The following is a 22,751-nucleotide window of genomic DNA, read 5'->3' on the forward strand; positions in this document are numbered from 1 at the left end:
TGCGGCCCCGCGCCTATACTGCCCGGGCTCATGCAGGAGCCGCCATGCCTCACCCCCAGATCCAGGCCCAGATCCATGCCTTCTTCGACGCGGCCACCCACACCGTGAGCTATGTGGTGGCCGACCAGGCCAGCCGGCGCTGCGCCATCATCGACCCCGTGCTGGACTACGACCCCAAGTCCGGCCGCAGCAGCGAGCTCAGCGCCGATCTCATCGTGGCCTGGGTGCATGAACAGGGGCTCACCGTGGACTGGCTGCTGGAGACGCACTGCCACGCTGACCACCTCAGCGCAGCGCCCTACCTGAAGCAGCGCCTGGGCGGACGCCTGGGCATTGGCGCCCGCATCACCGAGGTCCAGCAGGTCTTCCGCCAGTTGTTCAACGACCCTGGCATTCCCGTCGACGGCAGCCCTTTTGACCGGCTCTTCGAGGACGGCGACCGCTTCGCCATCGGCGAGCTGGAGGTCGAGGTGCTGCACACGCCCGGCCACACGCCCGCCTGCATCAGCTACAAGGTCGGTGACGATGTCTTCATCGGCGACACCCTCTTCATGCCCGACTACGGCAGCGCCCGCTGCGACTTCCCCGGCGGGGACGCCGCCACGCTCTACCGCTCCGTGCAACGCCTGCTGAGCCTGCCCGGGCACACACGCCTGCATCTATGCCACGACTACCCGCCGGCCAGCCGCCCGGCCTGCTGGGTCAGCACGGTGGCCGAACAGCGTGCCCACAACGTGCACCTGCACCAGGGCGTCAGCGAGGCCGCCTTCATTGCCATGCGCCAGGCCCGCGACCGCAGCCTGGCCATGCCCCTGCTGCTGCTGCCCTCCGTGCAGGTCAATGTGCGAGCCGGGCAGCTGCCGGCGGCCGAGGCCAACGGCATCCATTACCTGAAGATTCCCCTCAACGCCCTGTGAAACCGCTACAGGCCTTGCTTGCCTACGCCCGAGGCCACTGGAGAGACGACCTGGTGGCCGCGGCGGTGGTCAGCGTGCTGTTGATCCCACAGAGCCTGGCCTATGCCGTGCTGGCCGGCCTGCCCGCCGAGGTGGGCATCTACGCCAGCCTGCTGCCCCTGCTGGCCTATGCCCTGCTGGGCTCCAGTCCCTATCTGGGCGTAGGCCCCGTGGCCATCGTCGCGCTGATGGTGGCCCAGGCCACGGCCGCCGCTCCGGCGGGCTACAGCGCCAGCCAGGCCGCCCTGGTGCTCGCCGCCGAGTCGGCCCTGCTGATGGCTGCGGCAGCCGCCCTGCGCCTGGATGCGCTGGCGGCATTGATGAGCGTGCCGGTGCTGCATGGCTTCGAGACCGGCGCCACGCTGGCCATTGCGCTGAGCCAACTGCCCGCCCTGTTGGGCAGCCCCGCCCAAGGCTCCGAGCTGCCTGCCCTGATCAGCAGTGCGGCGGACAGCGGCTGGCGCTGGCACGCGCCCACCCTGGGTTTCGGCCTGGCGGCGGTGCTGCTGCTGCTGCTGGGCCGGCGCCTGCTGCACGGGCTCTGGGCACGGCTGGCGCCCCTGGCCGTCCTGCTGCTGACCCTGGGCATGGCCTGGCTGGTGCAGGCCCGGGGCCTGGGCGTGCCCCTGGTGGGCGAGCTGCCGGCGCTGCATCCGCGTCTGCAATGGCCACCGCTGGACCCCGCCCTGTGGCTGGCCCTGCTGCCCGGCGCGCTGCTGATCGCACTCATCGCCTACGTCAGCAGCCTGGTCGTCGCCGAGGCCCTGGCGCGACGCCGTGGCGAGCGGGTGGACCCGCGGCGCGAGCTGATGGGCCTGGCCGGCGCCAACCTCGCCGCGGCCTTCAGCGCGGGCATGCCGGTGGCCGGCAGCTTCTCGCGCAGCGCCCTGCTGTACGAGGCCGGGAGCCGCAGTCGCATGAGCAGCGTCATGGCAGCCCTGCTGATGGGCGCCGCCGCCCTGAGCCTGGCGCCCGCCCTGGCCTGGCTGCCGCGCAGCGTGCTGGCGGCCAGCATCCTCGTGGCGGTGCTCTCGGGCCTGCAATGGCGGCCCTATCTGGAAGCCTGGCGCTATGCCCGGGGCGAAGGCCTGCTGATGTTGGCCGTGACCCTGCTGGTACTCAACGTCAGCGTGGCTGCGGCCCTGGGTCTGGGCGTGCTGGGCTCCATCGCCCTGCTGCTGCAGCGCACGGCGCGCCCGCATGTGGCCCTGGTAGGCCGGGTGCCCGGCACTGAGCACTACCGCAACGTCGACCGCCATGAGGTCGAGTGCCTGCCCGAGGTGATGGGCCTGCGCATCGACGAGAGCCTGCTCTTCACCAACGCCCGCAGCCTGGCCGACGTGGTCCAGGCCCAGCTCGCGCTGCACCCGGGCACCCGTCGCGTGGTGCTGCAGATGTCGCCGGTCAACAGCATCGACTACAGCGGCCTGGAAGCCCTGCGTGAGCTGCATGAGAGCCTGCTGCGCCAGGGCGTGCGCCTGGACCTGAGCGAGCTCAAGGGCCCCGTGCTGGACCGCCTGCGCGCTGCATGCTGGGAGCGCTGGTTCCGCGGCCAGGTCCACCTGAGCCATCACCAGGGCATGACGGCCGGGCAGACCCAGGACTGGATCAGCCCCTGAGCCAGCCGGCCCGCCTCATGCCGACTCGGACATCGCCAGGCGAACGCCGAAAGCCAGGAAGAGGGCGCCCATGCTGCGATTCAGCAGGCTCAGCAATGCCGCGGGCACGCGGATGCGCCGGCTCGCACCGGCAGTGAACCAGGCCAGCGCATGGCACCACAGCATGCCATTGAGATTGAAGATCAGACCCAGCAGCACGAAGGCCAAGCCCTTGTGCGGCGCCTCCGCGCTGATGAACTGGGGCACGAAGGCCAGGAAGAAAAGCGCCACCTTGGGATTGAGCACATTGGTCAGCAGGCCCTGGCGGAAGACGGCCCACAGCGCCAGCGCTGCCGGGCGCGGTGTCGCTTCGCCCGCGTCTGGCGCGGCCGCCGGACGGCGCTGCCACAGCATGCCCAGCCCCAGCCAGACGAGGTAGGCGGCGCCCAACAGCTTGACCACGACAAAGGCCGTGGCCGAGGCCGCCAGGAGGGCCGAGAGCCCCAGGGCTCCGGCGAGCACATGGACCAGCGTGCCGGTGCCTATGCCCAGTGCCGCTGCCGAGCCCGCGCGCCAGCCCTGGGTGGCACTGCGGCTCATGATCAGCAGCGAATCCGGCCCCGGCGTGATGTTGAGCAGCAGACCCGAGACGATGAAAAGGCCCAGATCGTGGATACCGAGACTGGTGGCAAGCATGGCTGGCTCCTGGAAACAGCCAGCATAGCCCAGCGGCCGGGCCCACCTGTTCGACGGGGGGCGTGTTGTGCCTGCTGGTCAGTGGCGCGGGCATTCGTTACCCTGGGGGCTGATGGCTGCAGAGGTTGACGCGTGACTTCATGGCTTGCGAGTCTGGAATGGAAGGCTGCCCGGCTGGCCTTGGCCGGGATGGCGGCTGCCCTTCTGCCCATGCTCGCGTCCCCGGCCTCCCTGCAGGCGCTGCCTTTCACGGCGCTCAACTCCGGCAACGGCCTGCCCAGCGATGCAGTCATGGTCAGCTTCCAGGACCAGCGCGGCTTCGTCTGGCTGGGCACCACCAGCGGGCTGGCCCGCTTCGATGGCCGCCACGTCCAGGCCTTCGCGGCACGCCCCGAGCAGCCGGATACCCTCAGCCATCCCTTCATCCATGCCTTGCTGGACGACGGCCAGGGCAGCCTGTGGGTGGGCACCAGCGACGGCGTGGACCGGCTGGAGCTGGCCACCGAGAAGATCCATCGCCTGACGCTGCCGCCCGGCCTGGCCCTCCAGCAGCGCCGCGTGGTGGGCATCGCGCCGCGCTCGGGCACACAGCTGTGGACAGCCCTGGCCGGCGGCCTGTACCTGCTGGACCGGCAAAGCGAGCAGTTCAGCCGCTGGGATCCGCCAGCCGACCTGCCCGCGCCCACGGGCCGGGTGCGCGCCTTCCAGGGTGACGGGCAGGGCGGTGCCTGGTTTGCCCAGGACGGCTGGGTGCTTCATGTGGACGCCCGGGGCCAGCTTCGCCATCGCTTGCAGGTCGCATCCCATCCCATGGCGCAGGGCCGCCCCGCTGCGGAGCTGCTGCCCCGCAGTCTGCTGCTGGATCAGGGCGGCCGGCTGTGGGTAGGCCTCAGCGGCGGCATCCAGGTCTGGGCCCTGGATGCCGACGGGCGCACAGGCCACCCCGATACCAGGCTGTCCACGCTGGCGCTGCCGCGCAGCACGGTCTTCGCCCTGGTGCAGGACCGCGAAGGCGGCGTCTGGATAGGCATGGGCGACCACCAGGGCCTCTTCCAGTGGCGGGACGACGGCCAGGGCCTGCGCCGCTACCGGCATCAGCCCGCCGTGCCTGACAGCCTGGCCTCGGACAGCGTGGCCTCGCTGATGATTGACCGTGACGGCGTGCTGTGGGCGGGCAGCTGGGGCAAGGGCGTGAGCCTGGCCGATCTGCGCTCCGGCGGATTTCTCCGCTATCACCATGTGCCCGGCGACGACTACAGCCTGAGCGGCGACTCGCCCATGGCCTTCGCCCCGGACGATGCCGAGCATCTCTGGGTGGGCATCTACGGCGGCGGTCTCAACCGCCTGCACCTGGCCAGCGGCGACGTGGAGCGCATACCGCCCGCCCAATTGCCTCTGCGCAACATCAAAACCCTCCTGCGTGACCGCGACGGCCTGCTGTGGGTCGGCGGTGACGGCGGCTTGGTGCGCTACAACACCCGCCAGCGGCGCAGCCAGGTCGTCGCGCTTCAGGCCCGCTCGCCGGCCGAGGGCTCCATCAGCGCTCTGGTGCAGGACCGGCAAGGCCGGCTGTGGGCCAGCAGTGCCGCGGGGCTCTACCGCATCGAAGCCGGCGAGCTGCAGGCGCGCCGCTACAGCGCCCGGCCCGGCGTGGCCCATGCCCTGCAGCACGACACCATCGACTGCCTGCTGGAAGACCGCGAGGGCCGGCTGTGGATAGGCACCAAGGGCGGGCTCTACCTGCACCGGCCCGAGACCGACGACTTCGAATTCGTGCTGGCCCCCGACGAGACCCTGCGCCAGCCCGAGAAGCTGGCCGTGCACGCCCTGCGCCAGGATGCGCGCGGACGGCTCTGGCTGGCCAGCAACCAGGGCGTGCACGAGCTGCGCCAGGAGGCAGCGGGCTGGCGGCTGCGGGACTGGTCCGGCACGCCGGGCCTGGGCCGCGGCTCCTACGAGGCGCTGCAGGACAGCCTGGACGGCGAGATCTGGCTGGGTGCCGAGGACGGTCTGGTGCAGCTGCTGCCCGACCAGCAGCGTGCCCGCCGCTATCCCGGCCGCTCGCGCTTTGGCGGCGGCATCAACTTCGGCGCGGCGGCACGTGGGCCGGATGGCAGCCTCTTCTTCGGCAGCACGGGCGTGATCCGTTTCCATCCCGGCCAGTTGCGCGACAACCCCCAGGCGCCCAGCGTGGTGCTGTCGGACCTGCGCCTGTACAACCAGAGCCTGCTGCCAGACGCCGGCGCTGCCAGCCGCGCGCAGGGCGTGGGCTCCAGCGCCAGCCTCAGCCTGCGCGATGTGGGCATCACCGGGCCCCTGCACGCGGCGCGCCGCATGCAGCTGGGCCACGAGGAGGCCATGGTCAGCTTCGAGCTCTCGGCCCTGCATTTCGCCGACCCGCGCCGCAACCGCTATGCCTGGTTCCTCGAAGGCTTCGACCGGGACTGGATCCAGGGCCGGGGCGAGCAGGCCATGGCCACGTACACCAACCTCGACCCCGGCCGCTACCGGCTGCTGGCGCGTGCAGCCAATCCTGACGGCGTGTGGAGCCAGGCCCAGGCCCTGATCGAGATCGAGGTCCTGCCGCCTTTCTGGCGCACCTGGTGGTGGCGCAGCGCCGTGATGCTGACGCTGCTGGCCCTGATGGCCTGGGCCTATCGCTGGCGCACCGCGACGCTGCATGCAGCCCGCTTGCGCCTGGAAGCCAAGGTGGCCCAGCGCACAGAAGAGGTGGTGGAGCAGGGCCGGCAGCTGCAGATCGAGAAGCAGCAGGCCGATGCTCAACGCGAGGCTGCGGAGAAGGCGCGGCGCAGCATCACCCTGCTCAGCGAAATCGGCCGCGACATCACCGCCACGCGCGACCTCCCCACCATCCAGCAGACGCTGTATGCCCATGTCAGCGAGCTGATGAATGCCAATGTGTTCGGCGTAGGCCGGGTGAACTGGGACGTCGGCGTGATCGACTTCGACTTCGTGATGCAGGACGGCCAGCCCTTCATGCCCTACCAGCGCAGCCTCGCGGCCCAGGACCAGCCCTCCACCCAGTGCGTGCTGGAGGCCCGCGAGCTGATGATCGACGAGTTCCCGCAGGACATCCGCCGCCTGGACAGCCATGTGCGCCAGCTCAGCGGGCAGGAGGACACGCGACTGGCTGACGGCCGGCCGGTCAAGAAGGCGCGCTCCGGCCTCTACGTGCCCATGCAGCTCAAGGGTCGGGTGATGGGCGTGATCGCCGTGCTCAGCGAGGTGCCCAAGGCCTTCGGACTGGCTGACCTGGACATCCTGCGCACCCTGGGCGCCTATGCCGCGGTCGCCTACGACAATGCGGAGGCCTACCGGCGGCTGCAGCTCGCGCAGGACCGCCTGGTCGAGCAGGAAAAGCTCGCGGCCCTGGGCTCGCTGGTGGCTGGCGTGGCCCATGAGCTCAACACGCCCATCGGCAACAGCCTGCTGATGGCCAGCACCCTGCGCGATGCCAGCAAGGACTTCCTGCGGCGCGTCCAGGACGGCGGCCTGCGGCGCAGCGAGCTGCAGAGCTTCTGCGAGGGCAGCGAAGCCTCGACCTCGCTGCTGCTGCGCAGCCTGGAGCAGGCCGCCAACCTGATCGCCAGCTTCAAGCAGCTGGCCGTGGACCAGACCTCGGACCAGCGCCGCAGCTTCGACCTGGCCCAGACGGTCGAGGAGGTGGTGATGACGCTGTCCAGCCGCATCCGTCGCGAGGAGCACGAGATCAGCCTGCAGCTGCAGCCCGGCCTGCACATGGACAGCTTCCCCGGCCCCCTGGGCCAGGTGCTCAGCAACCTGGTGCTCAATGCCATGCTGCATGGCTTCGAGGGCTTCAAGGGCGGGCACATGCGGCTGCTGACCCAGGCCCAGGGGCCGGACCGCGTGCTGATCGAGTTCACGGACAACGGCGGCGGCATCCCGCCTGAGCACCTGCGCCGCATCTTCGAGCCCTTCTTCACCACCCGCCTGGGCCAGGGCGGCTCGGGGCTGGGGTTGCACATCTGCTACAACATCGTCCATACCCTGCTGGGCGGCAGCATCCGCGTGCAGAGCGTGATGGGTGAGGGCACGCGCTTCGTCATCGATCTGCCGCGGGTGGCACCCGTCGATGGCAAGCTCAGCCCCACCGGCCGTACCCTGCCCCTGGACGAGGGCTGGGAGCAGGGCGGCGGGGTCTGAGCGACCTGCCCAAGGAGAGGCCATGCACGTTCTTTTCGGCTACCCCGGTTCAGGCTCCGCGGCCATCGAATGCGCCCTGGCCCTGGCCGACCTGCCCTTCGAGCAGCGGCGGGCCGCGTCCTGGGACCCGCAGTCCGATCGCGAGGCGCTGGCCCGCGTGAACCCGCTGCAGCAGATCCCCACCCTGGTCCTGCCCGACGGCAGCGTGCTCAGCGAAAGCGCAGCCATCCTGATCCACCTGGGGCTGACCCACCCGGACTCCAGGCTGCTGCCGGCGGAGGTCTCGGCGCGTGCGCAGGCGATGCGCGGCCTGGTCTACATCGCGGCCAACTGCTATGCGGCCATCAGCATCAGCGACTACCCCGAGCGCTGGCTGCGCGATCCGGACCCCGGCAGCTGCGAGCGCCTGCGCGACGGCACGAAGGCGCGCCTGCACGCCCACTGGGACCTCTTCGCCGACACCTTCGGCGCGCTGCTGCCAGCGGCGGACGCCGGCCCGCAGCAGCGTCCCGATGCCCTGGCCCTGCTGGCCACCGTGGTGTCCCGATGGTCGGGCACCCGGGCGAGCCTGGCCCGGCAGCGGCCTGGCTTTCTGGCGCAGCTGCAGCGCATCGAGCGGCATGCGTCGGTGCGTGCCGTCTTCGAGCGGCACTGGCCAGCCCAGCCTTGAGCCCTTCCCCTGAAGCAAGCACCCGCATGGCCGATATCAGCAGCAGGACAGCGATGGCCCAGGAGCAAACGCCGTGAATTCCCAACCTGCCTATCCCGTCGAGGGCGGCTGCGACTGCCGTGCCGTGCGCTACCGCGTGCTCGGTGCCCCGCTGTTCGTGCACTGCTGCCACTGCCGCTGGTGCCAGCGCGAAAGCGGCAGCGCCTTCGCGCTCAATGCCCTGCTCGAGGCCGAGCGCGTCCAGACCCTGGGGCTGGAGCCCGAGTTGGTGGCCACGCCCTCGGAAAGCGGTGCAGGCCAGCAGATCGCCCGCTGCCCGAAATGCCGCGTTGCCGTCTGGAGCCATTACGCCGGTTCCGGCCCCCTGGTGAAGTTCCTGCGTGTGGGCACCCTGGACGACCCCGACCTCCTGCCGCCTGACATCCACATCTTCACCAGCAGCAAGCAGCCCTGGTTCCCCTTGCCGCCAGGCGCGGTGGCAGTGCCCGAGTACTATGACCGCAGCCGGTACTGGCCGGCGGACAGCCTGGCCCGCGCCGAGCTGCTGGTCCCCCGCATCAAGGCCTACCAGAAGGCCCTGTGGGGCGATCCGGACACCCTCGTCTGAAGCACACGCCCATGCATCCTGCCAAAGTCGACCGTCAGCGCCTGCGCCGCCTCACCGACCTGCCCAATATCGGACCAGCCATGGCGGCCGACCTGCTGCTGCTGGGCATCCAGCAGCCTGCGCAGCTGCAGGGCCGTGACCCCTACCAGCTCTACGAGGCCCTGTGCCAGCGCACCGGCCAGCGCCACGATCCCTGTGTGATCGACGTGTTCATCTCCGTCACCCGCTTCATGGACGGGGACGAGCCGCAGCCGTGGTGGGACTACACGGCGGAGCGCAAGGCGCGCCTGGCCAGGGGCTGAACCAGGGGCCGCGTCAGCGTGCCCGGCCGATCTGCAGGGCGGGCTCCCTGAACTTGTACAGGCGCGGGACGGCACCGAAGTCACTGCAGGGCATGGGGAAGGGACGGGCCTGCGACTCGTCGGCGACCAGCACCTGCCCCTGCTCCGTGCAGGATCGCCGGGCCGACTGCGCCGCCTGCAAGCCTTGATGGACAAAGTCAAAGCCATTCAGGCGTGCCACCGGGAACTTGTCGGGCCATGCAGCCTTGCACTGGCCCTGCGCGGTATCCAGGGTAAAGATGCCGCCATTCATATGAAAGCCGTAAGGGCCGGTGCACTGGCTGGCCAGCAGACTCATCAATGCACGGCTGCCCAGCTGGGAAGACACCTCGGTCGTCTCGTAGTCCTGCAAGGGCGCAGGCTCCAGCAGGCCTTGCAGGGCGGGCGAGGAGAGGGCGGTGTCCCAATCGATCCGGCTGTACAGCAGCTGCTCCAGAAGATCGACGACCTCCTGGCGCTGAGCGGGCGTCCTGCCGCGCGTGGCCGCCAGGAACTCGCGCCAGTCGTAGGGTCCGTCTCCCGCTTGCGTCAACGCCGCCCGCCATAGCTCGATGGGCTGGCGATCGTCCTGCATCGTGCCGGAGACCGCCCAGGAGGCCAGTGACAGCAGGACGAAGCCGCAGTCGTAAGGCACATCGCCACCCAGCGCTTCCTTCTCACGCAGCGTGGCGCCGGAACTCAGCAGGCACTGCCGCAGCGCGAGGTTCTGCCTGGCCAGGTAGGCCGTGTCATCCAGCTGGCCCAGTCGATGCTGGAGGCCGATGGCCACGGCGTCGGCCCCGCCTTCCAGCAGGAACACACCACCCTGCGAGCCCGGGCGCAAGCGCAGATTGTGGAGGTGGAAGGTCTCGTGCAGCACATAGGCCGAGAGCCTGCGCGCCAGGTCTGGCTGAACGTCGTCCCAGCCCTGGCCGTAAAAGCCCAGACGTATCAGGCCAGGACTGACATCGCCGCGCCAGGACGGCTTGCCCAGCCGTCCGCCCCCCATGGCCAGGATGCTGATGGGGCCTCCGGGCCGAGGCACCGAGGCCAGGTGCCGCCGCGCTTGGTCCAGCAGGCTGCGGACGCGCCGTATCAGCGGCTCGGGCAGCGATTGGTCCACGATCAGGGCGTCATCGCCATAGCGTTCGACCACGGGATGTCCCAGCAAGAAGTAACCGGGCGGGTCCTCTGAGCGCAGCTGGTGGAGCCCTACCTGCATCAGGCCTCCGCGGGCAGGCAGGCCTTCGAACTCGATCGTCGTGCGACCGAGGGATGGATCCAGCAGCAGGTAGTCGGTGTAGACCGCCAGCGCACGGCCGTCTTCCAAGGGCATCACGGGCGTGTAGGCCCGGTCGAACTGCCCATCCCTGACGGCCGTGGGGGAGATGCGCACCTCGAAAGACCGCTGTGGCTGCTCCCACTGCAGCACGTCCCCGGCATCGGAGAGACGCCCGGACCCCTGGATCTTCCAACTGGCCCGGCGCAGAACGCCGCCCGCCTTGAAGCGCAGGCAGGAGACGGCCTCAGGCAGCGCGTAGACCAGCTGCAGCTGCCCCTCCCGCAGGCTGACGCGAACGTCGGCATCGCCCACCGGGCGGGCTGTGCAGTCAGCCATGGCGGCGGCCGCCCCCGCGCACAGCAGCACCCCTGCGAGAAATCCTCTGTACAGCTTGCTCATTTCGCTCTCACCGCTCTCACTTCGCTTTCATTTCGCTCGATCCATCAGCGTCATCCATGTCGGGTGCCTCGATCGCATGGAGCGAAGCCCGGTTCCTGCCGGGGTGTCATGCCGTTTCATCTGCACGCAGCTCGGACCGCTGCCAAGCGGCCGATGGCGCGGCAGGGCCGGATCATGACCGTCAACGCAGGGCCGCCGCCAATTGCCTGTGCGATCAGCAAGCTCATCAGGCAAGTGGCCGCAGCGTCATAACATATCAGATGCTGGCCCTCAGCAGACCTTGCAGATGCCCTTCGTCGCGCGGTGCGCAAGTACACACGAGCGGTAAAAAAGAACGATGCAAGGGTGCAGCAGGGCGGCCTTCGATCAAGTCCGATCAAGCCCGATCACGCCCGATCATCACGCCCGATCAAGCGGCGCGAACACGCCCTTCGGATCCACGGACGCCTTGACGGCCTGCAGGCGTGCCAGTCCGGCTCCGTAGAAGGCCGGTGCGGACCGCTGGAGCAAGGTGCCCGGGTAGTTCACGTAGGCCCCGCCGCTGCTCCAGGGCTGCATGCGGTCGCGCATGCCCTGCGCCCACTGCTCGGCGCCGACCAGGCTGCCTTCCGCCGTGCCGGCGGGGTACTCGCAAAGGTACTGCGCACTGAACAGGGCCTGGCGGTGGACGAAGGCCGTGTCCTGCGGGGCCACGCGCGCGATGGCGCCGCCCATCAGGTTCAGCACCGCCACACCCGCGCCCTGGCGCGAGGCCACGCCGGCAGACAGGGCCGCCATGCCCGCGGTGTCCAGCGGCCTGTCGAAGAAGTCAGAGCTGGCTGTCATCGAGACACGGCCCAGCAGCCCACCGTCTCGCTGACTGGGCAGATGGCACTGCGGCAGGCTGTAGCCCTGGCAGGCGCCCATCATCACCGAGCCGTGGCTGCTGGCCTGCCACTGCTGGAACAGCGGGGCGCGACCGATGCGCTGCAGCAGGGCGGTCCAGTGGGGCTGCAGGGCGGCGGACTCACCCGCGGCCACGCCCCAGAGGCGGAACTGCGCGCTCCCGGCGGGCAGAACGAACTGGGACCAGATCGCGTCGGGCAGGCCCTGGGCGGGCCAGTCCTGCCAGGCGGCCAGGGCGGCGGGCAGGGCCTCGAGCGGGAAATCCGCCCCGAACTGCTGCAGCGGTCCGGTGGCATGGGTGCGCAGGCGCAGTTGCGTCACCACGCCAAAGTGCCCGCCGCCGCCGCCGCGCAGGGCCCAGAACAGGTCGGGATTGCGCTGAGCATCGCAGTCCAGCAGGCGGCCGTCGGCCGTCACCAGCTGCACGCCCAGGAGCTGGTCGCAGCCCAGGCCCTGGGAACGGTCGACGACGCCGAAGCCGCCACCCAGCGTGATGCCGGTGATGCCCACGCTGAGGCAGCTGCCCGAGGCCACGCAACGCCCCTGCGGGATCAGCGTGCCATAGACATCGGCCAGCGTGGCCCCGGCCCCGACCACCACCTCCTCGCCCTGCAGCTGCACGCTGCTCATGGGCCCGAGGTCGATCACCAGCCCCGAGCCAACGGACGACCCCACATAGCTGTGCCCACCGCTGCGCAGACTGAAAGGCAGACCCTGGCTCAAGGCGTGAGCCAGCCCCGCCTGCACGTCAGCCGCCACGGCACAGCGCAGCACAGCCTGGGGCAGGCGGTCGTCATAGCGGGCATTGGCGGCTCGGCGCCCCTGCTCGTAGGCCGCCTGGCCGGGCAGGAGCAGTTGCCCCTGGACCTGGCGGCCCAAGGCCTGCCATTCGGCGGGCATGGGGGTCGGTGTGGGGGTCGGGGAGCGGCTGCCCCCGCCACCGCCACAACCTGGCAGGAACAGGGCGGCGGCCGAAGCGGCGGCCCAGGTCAAGGTCTGGCGCCTTTGCATGGCATCTCCTCCTTTGTAGCCAATTTAATACCAGTCTAGTACCAACAAGGCATCTCATGCGGGGGTTAGACCCGAGGGTGTGCGACAGGGGACGTTTGCTATCGTCATGTCCGTTGCGGGGCCTGGCGTCCCGTCTGCCTGAGGAGGCCCCCTGCTGAAGTCCCTGGCCCTGGTCCTTGGCTGCTACGTGCTGTCGGTGCTGCTGGTCCTGGCCACCGACCCCTTGCTGTCGGCCCTGTTCCCCGGTGACTTCGTCGCCGGGCGCATCCCCTCCGAGACGGCGCTGCTGGCCAGCACCGGCCTGTTCATCGCCATTTCCGTGCTGTGCGCCTGGCTGTGCGCCCGCCATGCGCCGGGCCGCCCGGGCCGCCATGTGCTGTGGTTCATGGTGCTGGGCGAGCTGATGGGCATTGCGGCCACCGTGCCGAACTGGAGCAAGGGCTGGCCGCACTGGTATTGGCTGTCCTGGCTGCTGAGCTGGCCACTGAGCTGCTGGCTGGGCCTGTGGCTGGCGATGCGCAAGCGGGCGTGATCCGGACAGCCGTGCGCTGTGCGGCCGCAAGACCCGGTCGCGCTTGCTGCTGAGTCAACGCATGCCGTAGTCTGCGCGCCCATGAACAGCAGCGCCGCGCCCGACTCCCCACCCCGGCTCATCCCCGCCAGGCTGGATCGCCACGCCCCCGCACTGCTCACACTGAACACCGAGTACATGGCCTGGGTCTTCGCCGGCATCGCTCAGCACTTCGGCGCCCTGCCTGCCCCTCTGGCGGAACGCCCCGTGGCCGACTATGCCGCCGGCATGCTGGACAAGGTCTGCGGCGATGCGCCACCCGCCGGCTGCTTCTACCTGCTGGCCCTGCCGGGCCCGAGCGGCGAAGCTGAACGCTTCGTGGGCATGGGCGGCCTGCGCCGCCTGGACGCGCAGCGGGCGGAGATCAAGCGCGTCTACCTGCAGCCGGGCTGCCGCGGCCAGGGCCTGGCCACCGCACTGATGCAGCGTCTGCTGGCCGACGCCCGCGCCTTCGGCTACCGGGAGCTGTGCCTGGATTCCGCCCCCTTCATGCACGAGGCGCAGGCGCTCTATGCCCGCCTGGGCTTCCAGAACTGCCCGCCCTATGCCGGCACCGAGGTGCCGCAGCCGTTGCAGGGGCACTGGCGCTTCATGCGTCGCTCGCTCTAGATCACATCCAACCACAGGGAGCTTCCCATGATCGACCACACCGGCGTCGTCGTCAGTGACTTCGACCGCAGCAAGGCCTTCTACCGCGAGGCCCTGGCCCCCATCGGCTACCAGCTCCTGCTGGAGTTCTCGGCCGCCGTCACGGGCCACACGGACGTCGCCGGCTTCGGCGAGCCGCCCAAGCCCGATTTCTGGATCAGCCGCGGCACGCCCAACCAGCCGCCCATCCACATCGCCTTCCGGGTGGGGACGCGAGCCGAGGTGGACGCCTTCCACCACGCCGCCCTGCAGGCCGGCGGCACGGACAATGGCGCCCCGGGCCTGCGCCCGCACTACCACCCGGACTACTACGGCGCCTTCGTGCGCGACCCCGACGGCCACAACATCGAGGCCGTCTGCCATGCGCCGGAGCAGGGGGCGTGAGCCCGGTTCGCATCCGCCTGGCCGAGCGGTCGGATCTCGACCGCCTGGCCCCGCTGTTCAACGCCTACCGGCAGTTCTATCAGCAGCCGGACGACCTGGCCCTGGCCCGCAGCTTTCTGGACGAACGCCTGCGGCGCGGCGAGTCCGTGGTCCTGCTGGCCGAGGCTGAGGGAAAGGACGGGATGGTCCTGGGCTTCTGCCAGCTCTACCCCACCTTCTGCTCAGTGGAGGCTCAGCCCATCTTCAGCCTGTACGACCTTTTCGTGCAGCCCGAGGCCAGACGCCTGGGCGTGGGCCGGTCCCTGCTGCGCGCAGCCGAAGATCTGGCCCTGGAGCGGGGCGTGGCCAGGCTGGACCTGACCACTGCCCGCAGCAATGCCCGGGCGCAGGCCCTGTACGAATCCGAGGGCTGGGTGCTGGACCAGGTCTTCCTGGCCTACCAGCGATATCCCGGCACGCCCAGGCCGATGCTGCAACAAGCGTAACGCGCCCAGGGTCTGTCTTCAGGGGCGGGGCTGCGCACAATCCGCAGCCTCGCAGCCCCACTCGAAGGCCCCATGACCCCGCACCGCGCCACAAACCGCGCCCCCGGCCTGGACACCTTGCGTGCCATGGCCATCCTGCTCGTCTTCTGCTTCCACTACCGCGTCTTCGTCAACAGTGCACCGGATCTCGGCTGGCTGTCGAATGTCGGATGGAGTGGGGTGGACCTCTTCTTCGTGCTGAGCGGCTACCTGATCGGCGAGCAGTTGATGGCCGGCCTGGCCCGGGGCGAGCAGCTCTCCCTGACCAGCTTCTACTCGCGCCGCGCCATGCGGACCTGGCCGCTTTACTGGCTGGTGCTGGCCGCCTTCTTCCTGCTGCCGGGGGTGCTCGGCGGCCGCGAGCCGCCGCCGCTGTGGCGCTTTCTCAGCTTCACGCAGAACATCCAGCTGACGCCAGGCACGGCCTTCTCCCATGCCTGGTCCCTGTGCGTGGAGGAGCAGTTCTACCTGATCCTGCCCCTGGCCCTGCTGGCCGCCCGCGCGCTGCGCCTGAGCCGGCGCCAGGCCTGGCTGGGCATCGCCGCCCTCACGCTGGCGGCCATGACCTGGCGCCACCATCTGTGGACGCTGTACGGCGGCCCGGGTGCGGACGTGGTGGGCTACTACCAGAACCTCTACTACGCCACCCTGAGCCGCGCCGACGAGTTCCTGCCCGGCCTGGCCGTGGCCCTGCTGCAGCATGGCCATCCACGACTGTGGACAGGGCTGATGCGACACGGGCGCCTCCTGCTGGCCCTGGGGCTGGGCGCAGTGGCCCTGCTGTGGACCGTGGCCGTGCACAACTACGTGCTGCCGGACGACAGCTGGGGCTGGTTCATGAGCGCCATCGGCTACAGCGCCATGGCCTGGGCCTATGCCCTGCTGCTACTGGCCTGCCTGGCGCCAGGACATGCGCTGTCACGCCGCTCGCTGCCAGGCGCGCGCTCGCTGGCCCTGTGGTCCTACGCCATCTACCTGACGCACAAGCCCCTGGCTCATGTGATGAAGCCGGCGCTGCAGCACCTGCCAGGCTGGGCCGCCTTCCTGGTCACGGCCGTGGCCAGCGTGGCCCTGGGCGGGCTGCTGTACCACGCGATCGAGCGCCCGCTGCTGCGCTGGCGCCAGCGGCGCTGGCCTGGCCAGTTCAGGCCGGCCGCACCTGCAGCAGCACAGCCTGCATGAAGCCGGCGGGACTCAGTCGCCGAAGATGATCTTGCGACGCTCTTCCACCCAGGCTTCCAGCTTGGGACCGAAGACCTCGTCCACGCGGTTGCGGCGCACCTTGAAGGTCGGGGTGATGAAGCCGTTGTCCACCGTCCAGGGCGTCTTCACCAGGATCAGGCAGTCCAGTTGCTCGTGCGGGTCCAGGCGGGCGTTGATGTCGTCCAGGTGCTGGGTCAGCTGGGCCATCAGCTGCTGGCGGTCGGCGTCGCTGCCGGTGCGCTGGGCGGCATCCGGCGAGAGCATGACAATGCCCACCGGCTGACCCAGGTTGGCGCCGGTGACGGCGCAGGCCTCGACAGCATGGTGCATGGTGAGACGGTCCTCGATGGGGGCCGGCGCCACGTACTTGCCCTTGCTGGTCTTGAACAGGTCCTTCACCCGGCCGGTGATGCGCACCAGGCCCTGGGCGTCGATGCTGGCCTTGTCGCCGGTGTGCAGCCAGCCGTCCTTGTCCAGCACCTCGGCGGTCATCGCCGGTTCCTTGTAGTAGCCCATCATCACCGCGGGGCTGCGCATCAGCAGCTCGCCGTTGGCGGGGTCGATGCGCAGCTGCACGCCGTCATAGGCCGGGCCCACGGTGCCGGTCATGTCGACGCCGGGCTTGGTGATGTTGCTGATCGCAAGGTTCTCGGTCATGCCATAGCCCTCGTTGACCGGCAGGCCGATGTGGCGGAACCAGTTCAGCAGGGCCACAGGCATGGGCGCGGCGCCGCCGGCAGCGATGCGGCACTGGTCCAGGCCCAGGGCCTTGCGCAGCTTCTTGCGCACCAGACCGCCGATAAGCGGCAGGCGCAGCAGGCGCTCCAGCTTGTGCTCGGGCATCTTGGCCAGCACGCCCTGCTGGAACTTCACCCACAGGCGGGGCACGGAGAAGAAGATGGTCGGCCGCGCGCGGCAGACGTCGGCGTTGAAGGTGTCCAGGGATTCGGCGAAGAAGACATGCATGCCCGTGCGCAGCCAGCCGTGCTCCACCAGCACCCGCTCGACCACGTGGGCCAGGGGCAGGTAGGACAGCAGGCGGTCCGAGGCCGACATCGGGAAGCGGCCCAGCGCCGCGGTCAGCGCCCAGGCGAAGTTGCCGAAGCTGTGCATCACGCCCTTGGGCTGGCCCGTGGTGCCAGAGGTGTAGATCAGGGTGGCCAGCTCGGTGGCCTCGCGCAAGACCTGACCCTGCATCGGCGCGGTGCGCGCCACGATGGCATCCCAGCCCTCGTAGCTCTTGCGGGCATCATCGGGCGAGAGGGCATAGCTGATGCAAGGCATGCCGGCTGGCACGCCGGGCTTCATGCCTTCCCAGCCGTCCAGCTTGCCTATGAAGCAGGCGCGAGCCTCGCTGTGGGAGAGGATCTGCTGCACGGTCTCGGCCGCCAGCGTCGGGTACAGGGGCACGGAGACGTAGCCGGCCATCCAGATGGCCAGGTCGCTCATCAGCCACCAGGCGCAGTTCTTGGACAGGATGGCGACCTTGGAGCCCTCGGGCCAGCCTTGCGACTTCAGGTGGGCGGCCATGCGACGGACTTGATCCGCCACCTCGGCCCAGGTGAAATCCTTCAGCTCGCCGCCGCCCATGGGTTGGGTCAATGCCACGCGGGACGCGGCTTCGCGCTCCCAGCGGTAGAGGCACTGAAGGGCCAGGGTGTCAGGGGCGATGGCGCTCATGGGTTTGTCTCCTGCTATTGATCGACTTGTCGAGCTCGATAGCAAAGACTAGCCACCGGGCCCCAAACAGCCTAGCGGGTTTGCTCGCACTTGTTCTGGACGCACCGCTCGAAATTGCAGGCTTGTGCTGCCTGGTGCACACCGTGTGCGGCGACGCCGCCACAAGACAGCCACACCGCCGACGCAGGCCCGACGCACGGCCAACAGACGGCCCTGCAACAACAGCCACACAAGGGCCGCCCCGGCTTCCCGGCGCCCTGGCCGGACTCAGGCGTTCTCGGCAGCCTGCAGGGCGGCCAGGGCCTCCAGCAGCAGGGCCTCATCCACCTCGCCGCGCTGCACCGGCGCCTCGGCCAGGGCTGCAGCGCCCTCGCGCTTGAGGCGGGCCACCCACTGGCCGGCCTCCTTGCCCTGGGCAAAGCCCTGGCTCTGCAGCAGCAGCTGGCCGTCGGCCGCATTGAGTTTGAAGTAGAACTGGCCGTCCGGCTCGCGGTACTGCTTGAAGACGGGAAGGGCCGACTTCGCCTTGGCCATCGGCGCCGCCACGGCCTGCAGGGGCTGGAAGCGGCGCAGGCCCACGGCCTCGCGCAGGCGGGCCAGCAGCGGGGCCGCGATGGCGCGGGCCCGGGCAGCGCCCTCCTGCAGGATCTGCTCGATGCGCTCGGGATTGGCCATCAGCTGCTCATAGCGTTCGCGCATGGGGCCGATCTCGGCGTCGATCTGGGCGAAGAGGCGCTGCTTGGCCTCGCCCCAGCCCAGGCCGGCCCTCAGCTCGGCACGGAAGGCGGCACGCTGCTCGGGCGTCGAGAAGGCGTCGAACAGCTGGACCAGAGCCGTGCCCTCGGGCTCCTTGGGCTCGCCCGGCAGGCGGGAGTCGGTAACGATGCGGGCGATGGCGTCCTTGAGGCCCTTGGCTCCGCCCTCGAAGAGCGGCACCACGTTGTCGTAGCTCTTGCTCATCTTGCGGCCGTCCAGGCCCGGCAGCAGCTCCATCTCGGCGTCGACCTGCGCCTCGGGCAGCACGAAGAAGTCCTCGCCCTTGCCGAAGAGGTGGTTGAAGCGCTGCGCGACGTCGCGGGCCATTTCGATGTGCTGGACCTGGTCCTTGCCCACGGGCACACGGTGGGCGTTGAACATGAGAATGTCCGCCGCCATCAGGATGGGATAGCTGTACAGGCCCATGGTGACGCCGGCGTCAGGATCCTCGCCCGCGGCCACGTTGGCGTCGACAGAGGCCTTGTAGGCATGGGCGCGGTTCATCTGGCCCTTGGAGGTGACGCAGGTCAGCAGCCAGGTCAGCTCGGGGATCTCGGGGATGTCGCTCTGGCGGTAGAAGACCACGCGCTGGGTGTCCAGGCCGGCGGCCAGCCAGGTGGCGGCAATCTGCAGGCGCGAGCGCTCGATGCGGTCCGGCTCGTCGCACTTGATCAGTGCGTGGTAGTCGGCCATGAAGAAGAAGCTCTCGGTGCCGGGCTCGCGGCTGGCCGCGATGGCCGGGCGCACCGCACCGACGTAGTTGCCGAGGTGCAGGGTGCCGGTGGTGGTGATGCCAGTGAGAACGCGCTGGGTCATGATGGGCGGCTGTTGCTGTCATGCGGGGGCGCAGCGGCCCCGGGAGGGGGCTATTGTCACCGCTTGCCGCGACATGGCCATCACCCCGGCCCCTGCGCCCTGGCACTGTGCCGCAACAGTCCCCTCAACCATGTGATTCAAGCCTCACGGCAGACGGTAGCATCAGGCAAAGCCGCCCTGCACGACGTGGGGCTCAGGGAGCTTGCGCCAATGAATTTGCTGGTGCTGCTGAGTTCTTTCCTGGAGCTGATGCTGGGCGTCACCCTGATGGCCCTGTGGCGCCTGAACCCGCGGCATGAGCATGTGCGCCTGTGGGGCCGCAGCGCGGTGCTGCTGGGCATGGGCCTGGCGCTGGGCGTGGGCCTGGCGCCGGTGGTGGGCCCCGGCCCCTGGCTGGACCTGCTGGCCGGCCTGGCCGCGGCGGCGGTGATGAGCTCCCTGTACCTGCTGATGAAGGGCAGCGCGCTGTACCGCCGTCGCCCTTGGTCAGGGCGCTTCTGGGGGAGCCTGCTGATCGCCATGAGCTTGGCAATTGCCGCCCTGGCCCTGCAGCACAAGCCCTGGGGTGTGGCCTTTGCCGGCGCGGTGCTGTGTCTGGGCAATCTGCGCTGCGCCGTCTGGATAGGCTGGACGCCGCGGCTGGCTGAGCGGGTGATGGCCTTGCTCTTCGTGGCTTCGGCCGCCGTGCATGCCAGCGGGCCGCTCCTGCATCCGCTGAGCCAGTCTGCCTTCACCCATGCCAGCGGCCTGATCGTTCAGACCCTGCTGTGCCTGACGCTCATCATCGTCGCCGCCGCGGGCGCGCAGCGGGAGGCCAGCGACCAGGCCCTGCGCTTCACGCGCCTGGCCGAGCACTCGCTGCAGGGCCTGGCCGTGATGCGTGAGCACCGGCTGCTCTACGCCAACCCCGCCGCGCTGCAGATGTTCGGATTCCCCAGCCTGGCCCAGGCCCAGCACAGCGATGTGCTGCAGGAGCTGGTCCTGCCGGAGCAGGCCGAGGCTTCGCAGAGCCGCCATGCCCGGGTGCTGGCCGACCCCGAGGCGCGCATCGAATGGGAAGGGCCCCGCCTCACCCAGGATGGACGCCTGCTGTATCTGCGCGGCCTCTCCAGCCAGTTGGTCTGGGACGGTGCCCCGGCTGAGCTGATCGTGATGCTGGACGACACGGCCCGCCACGAGGCCCTGGAGGCCCTGCGCCGCCAGGCCCTCTTCGATGAGCTGACCGGCCTGCCCAACCGCAACCACGCCGTGGAGACCCTGGGCCGGCTGACCGCAGCCGGCACGCCCCTGCTGCTGCTGTCGGCCGACGTGGACCGCTTCCAGCTGATCAACGAGACCCTGGGCCCCGAGTTCGGCGACCGCCTGCTGCACGCCCTGGGCCAGCGCCTGCTGGAGCACATGCAGCAGTACGGACAGCCCGCCAGCGTCAGCCGCCTGGGCGAGGATCAGTTCCTCGTGCTCGTGGAAGGTCTGGAGCTGGCCGAGCAGGCAGAGTCCCTGGCCCACCGGCTGCTGGAGGCAATCCGGCAGCCCCTGCGTCTGGATGAGCAGGAGCTGACCGTGCACCTGTCCGTAGGCCTGGCCCTGTCGCCGCGCGACGGCTGCGATGCGGCCACCCTGCTGCGCGCCGCGGAGTCCGCCATGCACCGCGCCAAGCAGATCCCGGGCAGTGCCCACGCCCTCTTCGACCCGACCCTGGACCGCCGCGCCAGCTCCATGCTGCAGGCCGAGCAGCTGCTGAACAAGGCCGTGCGCGAACGCGAGTTCCAGCTGGTCTACCAGCCCAAGTTCCGCTGCGGCAGCCGGCGGCTCAGCGGCTTCGAGGCCCTGGTCCGGTGGCAGCGGCCGGACGGCCAGCGCATCAGCCCGGCGGACTTCATCCCCGCGGCCGAGCGCACCGGGCAGATCCTGCAACTGGGCGAACTCATCATCGACATCGCCCTGCAGCAGCTGCAGCGCTGGCATGCGCAGGGTCAGGTCTTGCCTGTGGCCATCAATGTCTCGCCGGTGCAGTTCACCCAGCCGCGCTTCGCAGAGCACCTGCTGGAGCGCCTGGCCCAGACCGGCCTGCCGCGCGGCCTGCTGGAGATCGAGATCACCGAGTCCGCCGCCATGACGCAGCTGGACGAGGTGCTGCGCCAGCTGGAGCAACTGGGCGCGGCCGGCGTGCCCTGCGCCATGGACGACTTCGGCACCGGCCAATCCTCGCTGACCATGCTGCGCAAGCTGCCCATACGCACCCTCAAGCTGGACCGCAGCATGGTCGAGCCCCTGCCCCGGCCAGAGGCCGCGGCCATCGTCGAGGCCACCTGCGCCCTGGGTCGCAGCCTGAACCTGGAGATCGTGGCCGAGGGGGTCGAGACCGAAGAGCAGGCCGATGCCCTGGAGCGCCTGGGCGCCACGCACCTTCAGGGCTATCTGCTGGGCCGGCCGCTGGAACCCGCGGCCGCGACGACCCTGTTGCAGGCCAGCGGCAAGGACAGCCCGCGGCACAGCCCTGCGCTGCACTGAAGCCCGGGGCGGGTCCTCGCTCAGGACAGGAGCGCTGTCTCCCGAACCAGCTCGATCAAGGCCCGCAAGGCCGGGCTGGCCTGGCGCCGGCCCGGGTAGTAGAGCTCCACGGCAGTCCCGGGCATGCACCAGTCCGGCAGCAGGCACTGCAGACGGCCCTGGGCCAGGGCCTCGCGGGCAAGCTGCTCGTAGACATAGGCCAGGCCCGCGCCCTCCATCGCCGCCGCCAGGGCCACGGCCTGGTCATCGACCGTCAGCGGCCCGCCAGGCAGGAAGCGCCGATGCTCGCCGCCGCGCTGGAACTCCCACTCGAACAGCGCACCGCTGGCAAAGCGCTGGCGTATGCCGGGCCAACGCGCGAGGTCCTCGGGCTGCGTGGGCGGTGCAGCCGTGGCAATCAGCGCCGGGCAGCCCACCACCACGAAACGCTGCGGCGCGCTCAGGGGCAGGGCCACCATGCCGCGGGGCAGACGCTCGCTGAAGCGCACGCCGGCATCGAAGCCCGCTGCCACGATGTCCAGCAGGGCGTCGTCGGTGCACAGCTCCAGTTGGACGCCAGGATGCCGGCGGCAGTAGGCGGCCAGCAGCGGCGCCATCAGCAGGCGGGCCACGCTGCGGGGCACCGAGAGGCGCAGCCGGCCCTGCAGGCTGATCGGTCCCAGGGCGTTGGGGGTCAGGTCTTGCCAGGCTCGGTCCAGCTGGCCCAGGGCCTCGCGAGCAGCTGCACACAGCCGCTCCCCAGCCTCGGTGAGTCGCACGCTGCGAGTACTGCGCAGGAGCAGGGGCTGGCCCAGCCGGGCCTCCAGACGCTTGATGGCCTGGCTCAGGGCCGAAGGGCTGAGGCCCAGCTGCAGGGCGGCGCGGCGAAAGCCTGGGGCATCGGCCACCGCCAGCAGCAGGCGGATCTGGCTCAGGTCAGGGGTGGCGGCATTCATCGTCGGATTGTTCATCGAAAGTGAACATGGCGTGAAGCAATGGATGGATTGTCTGAACAATCACCGGGAAGGAAGATGCCGGCACACCATCACCCCTCCACTTCTTTCTTCAAA

18 protein-coding genes are annotated in these 22,751 nt (G+C 69.9%); 12 read left to right on the plus strand and 6 right to left on the minus strand.

The features are described 5' to 3' along the window. Positions 1–44 precede the first annotated feature (44 nt). Both ACS5PK_RS18425 and ACS5PK_RS18430 read left to right on the plus strand, forming a co-directional pair. Complete coding sequence (locus ACS5PK_RS18425) at positions 45–917, plus strand: MBL fold metallo-hydrolase (RefSeq protein ID WP_439441725.1); 873 nt, start codon at positions 45–47, stop codon at positions 915–917. Positions 918–931: 14 nt separating this feature from the next. Beyond that, positions 932–2,575, plus strand: coding sequence for a SulP family inorganic anion transporter (locus tag ACS5PK_RS18430; RefSeq protein WP_439441726.1), 1,644 nt, complete (start codon positions 932–934; stop codon positions 2,573–2,575). 15 nt (positions 2,576–2,590) lie between these two features. On the opposite strand, the gene ACS5PK_RS18435 is transcribed toward ACS5PK_RS18430, so the two are convergent. Continuing rightward, positions 2,591–3,250, minus strand: a complete 660-nt coding sequence (locus ACS5PK_RS18435; RefSeq protein ID WP_439441727.1) for a LysE family translocator — start codon at positions 3,248–3,250, stop codon at positions 2,591–2,593. 210 nt (positions 3,251–3,460) lie between these two features. Here ACS5PK_RS18435 and ACS5PK_RS18440 point away from each other — a divergent pair, with 210 nt between their 5' ends. The 4 genes from ACS5PK_RS18440 to ACS5PK_RS18455 all read left to right on the plus strand — a co-directional run bounded on the left by ACS5PK_RS18440 (position 3,461) and on the right by ACS5PK_RS18455 (position 9,014). After that, positions 3,461–7,435, plus strand: a complete 3,975-nt coding sequence (locus ACS5PK_RS18440) for a two-component regulator propeller domain-containing protein (protein ID WP_439441728.1) — start codon at positions 3,461–3,463, stop codon at positions 7,433–7,435. Positions 7,436–7,457: 22 nt separating this feature from the next. Further along, the gene (locus ACS5PK_RS18445; protein ID WP_439441729.1) at positions 7,458–8,105 is read left to right on the plus strand and encodes a glutathione S-transferase N-terminal domain-containing protein; all 648 of its coding nucleotides are present in this window, start codon (positions 7,458–7,460) and stop codon (positions 8,103–8,105) included. Positions 8,106–8,178: 73 nt separating this feature from the next. Further along, positions 8,179–8,712, plus strand: a complete 534-nt coding sequence (locus tag ACS5PK_RS18450) for a GFA family protein (protein WP_439441730.1) — start codon at positions 8,179–8,181, stop codon at positions 8,710–8,712. An 11-nt stretch (positions 8,713–8,723) separates the two neighbouring features. Continuing rightward, positions 8,724–9,014: a helix-hairpin-helix domain-containing protein gene (locus tag ACS5PK_RS18455; protein ID WP_439441731.1), complete on the plus strand. Its 291-nt coding sequence runs from the start codon at positions 8,724–8,726 to the stop codon at positions 9,012–9,014. A gap of 13 nt (positions 9,015–9,027) precedes the next feature. Here ACS5PK_RS18455 and ACS5PK_RS18460 read toward each other — a convergent pair whose 3' ends face one another. Both ACS5PK_RS18460 and ACS5PK_RS18465 read right to left on the minus strand, forming a co-directional pair. Further along, the gene (locus ACS5PK_RS18460; RefSeq protein ID WP_439441732.1) at positions 9,028–10,713 is read right to left on the minus strand and encodes a hypothetical protein; all 1,686 of its coding nucleotides are present in this window, start codon (positions 10,711–10,713) and stop codon (positions 9,028–9,030) included. Positions 10,714–11,112: 399 nt separating this feature from the next. Next, on the minus strand, positions 11,113–12,609 hold the full coding sequence (locus ACS5PK_RS18465) for an FAD-binding oxidoreductase (RefSeq protein ID WP_439441733.1): 1,497 nt from the start codon (positions 12,607–12,609) through the stop codon (positions 11,113–11,115). Between the two features lie 187 nt (positions 12,610–12,796). On the opposite strand from ACS5PK_RS18465, the gene ACS5PK_RS18470 reads away from it, so the two are divergent. The 5 genes from ACS5PK_RS18470 to ACS5PK_RS18490 all read left to right on the plus strand — a co-directional run bounded on the left by ACS5PK_RS18470 (position 12,797) and on the right by ACS5PK_RS18490 (position 15,918). Further along, positions 12,797–13,141 carry a hypothetical protein gene (locus ACS5PK_RS18470; RefSeq protein WP_439441734.1) on the plus strand — a complete coding sequence of 115 codons (345 nt, stop codon included), beginning with the start codon at positions 12,797–12,799 and terminating at the stop codon, positions 13,139–13,141. An 81-nt stretch (positions 13,142–13,222) separates the two neighbouring features. Beyond that, on the plus strand, positions 13,223–13,789 hold the full coding sequence (locus tag ACS5PK_RS18475) for a GNAT family N-acetyltransferase (protein WP_439441735.1): 567 nt from the start codon (positions 13,223–13,225) through the stop codon (positions 13,787–13,789). A 27-nt stretch (positions 13,790–13,816) separates the two neighbouring features. After that, positions 13,817–14,212 carry a VOC family protein gene (locus ACS5PK_RS18480; RefSeq protein ID WP_439441736.1) on the plus strand — a complete coding sequence of 132 codons (396 nt, stop codon included), beginning with the start codon at positions 13,817–13,819 and terminating at the stop codon, positions 14,210–14,212. Then, positions 14,209–14,697, plus strand: coding sequence for a GNAT family N-acetyltransferase (locus ACS5PK_RS18485; protein WP_439441737.1), 489 nt, complete (start codon positions 14,209–14,211; stop codon positions 14,695–14,697). The genes ACS5PK_RS18480 and ACS5PK_RS18485 overlap by 4 nt, the downstream gene beginning before the upstream one ends. A gap of 72 nt (positions 14,698–14,769) precedes the next feature. After that, positions 14,770–15,918 carry an acyltransferase family protein gene (locus ACS5PK_RS18490; RefSeq protein ID WP_439441738.1) on the plus strand — a complete coding sequence of 383 codons (1,149 nt, stop codon included), beginning with the start codon at positions 14,770–14,772 and terminating at the stop codon, positions 15,916–15,918. Positions 15,919–15,930: 12 nt separating this feature from the next. On the opposite strand, the gene ACS5PK_RS18495 is transcribed toward ACS5PK_RS18490, so the two are convergent. Both ACS5PK_RS18495 and ACS5PK_RS18500 read right to left on the minus strand, forming a co-directional pair. Next, the gene (locus ACS5PK_RS18495) at positions 15,931–17,619 is read right to left on the minus strand and encodes an AMP-binding protein (RefSeq protein ID WP_439441739.1); all 1,689 of its coding nucleotides are present in this window, start codon (positions 17,617–17,619) and stop codon (positions 15,931–15,933) included. A gap of 267 nt (positions 17,620–17,886) precedes the next feature. Continuing rightward, positions 17,887–19,191, minus strand: a complete 1,305-nt coding sequence (locus tag ACS5PK_RS18500) for a tryptophan--tRNA ligase (protein WP_439441740.1) — start codon at positions 19,189–19,191, stop codon at positions 17,887–17,889. 222 nt (positions 19,192–19,413) lie between these two features. Between ACS5PK_RS18500 and ACS5PK_RS18505 the strand changes: the two genes are divergently transcribed. After that, the gene (locus ACS5PK_RS18505) at positions 19,414–21,702 is read left to right on the plus strand and encodes a putative bifunctional diguanylate cyclase/phosphodiesterase (protein ID WP_439441741.1); all 2,289 of its coding nucleotides are present in this window, start codon (positions 19,414–19,416) and stop codon (positions 21,700–21,702) included. Positions 21,703–21,722: 20 nt separating this feature from the next. Here the strand turns inward: ACS5PK_RS18505 and ACS5PK_RS18510 are convergent, their stop codons facing one another. Beyond that, complete coding sequence (locus ACS5PK_RS18510; protein ID WP_439441742.1) at positions 21,723–22,637, minus strand: LysR substrate-binding domain-containing protein; 915 nt, start codon at positions 22,635–22,637, stop codon at positions 21,723–21,725. Positions 22,638–22,751: the final 114 nt, after the last annotated feature.

The organism is Roseateles sp. DB2, from assembly GCF_051857535.1.
Lineage (GTDB): Bacteria > Pseudomonadota > Gammaproteobacteria > Burkholderiales > Burkholderiaceae_C > Roseateles_B.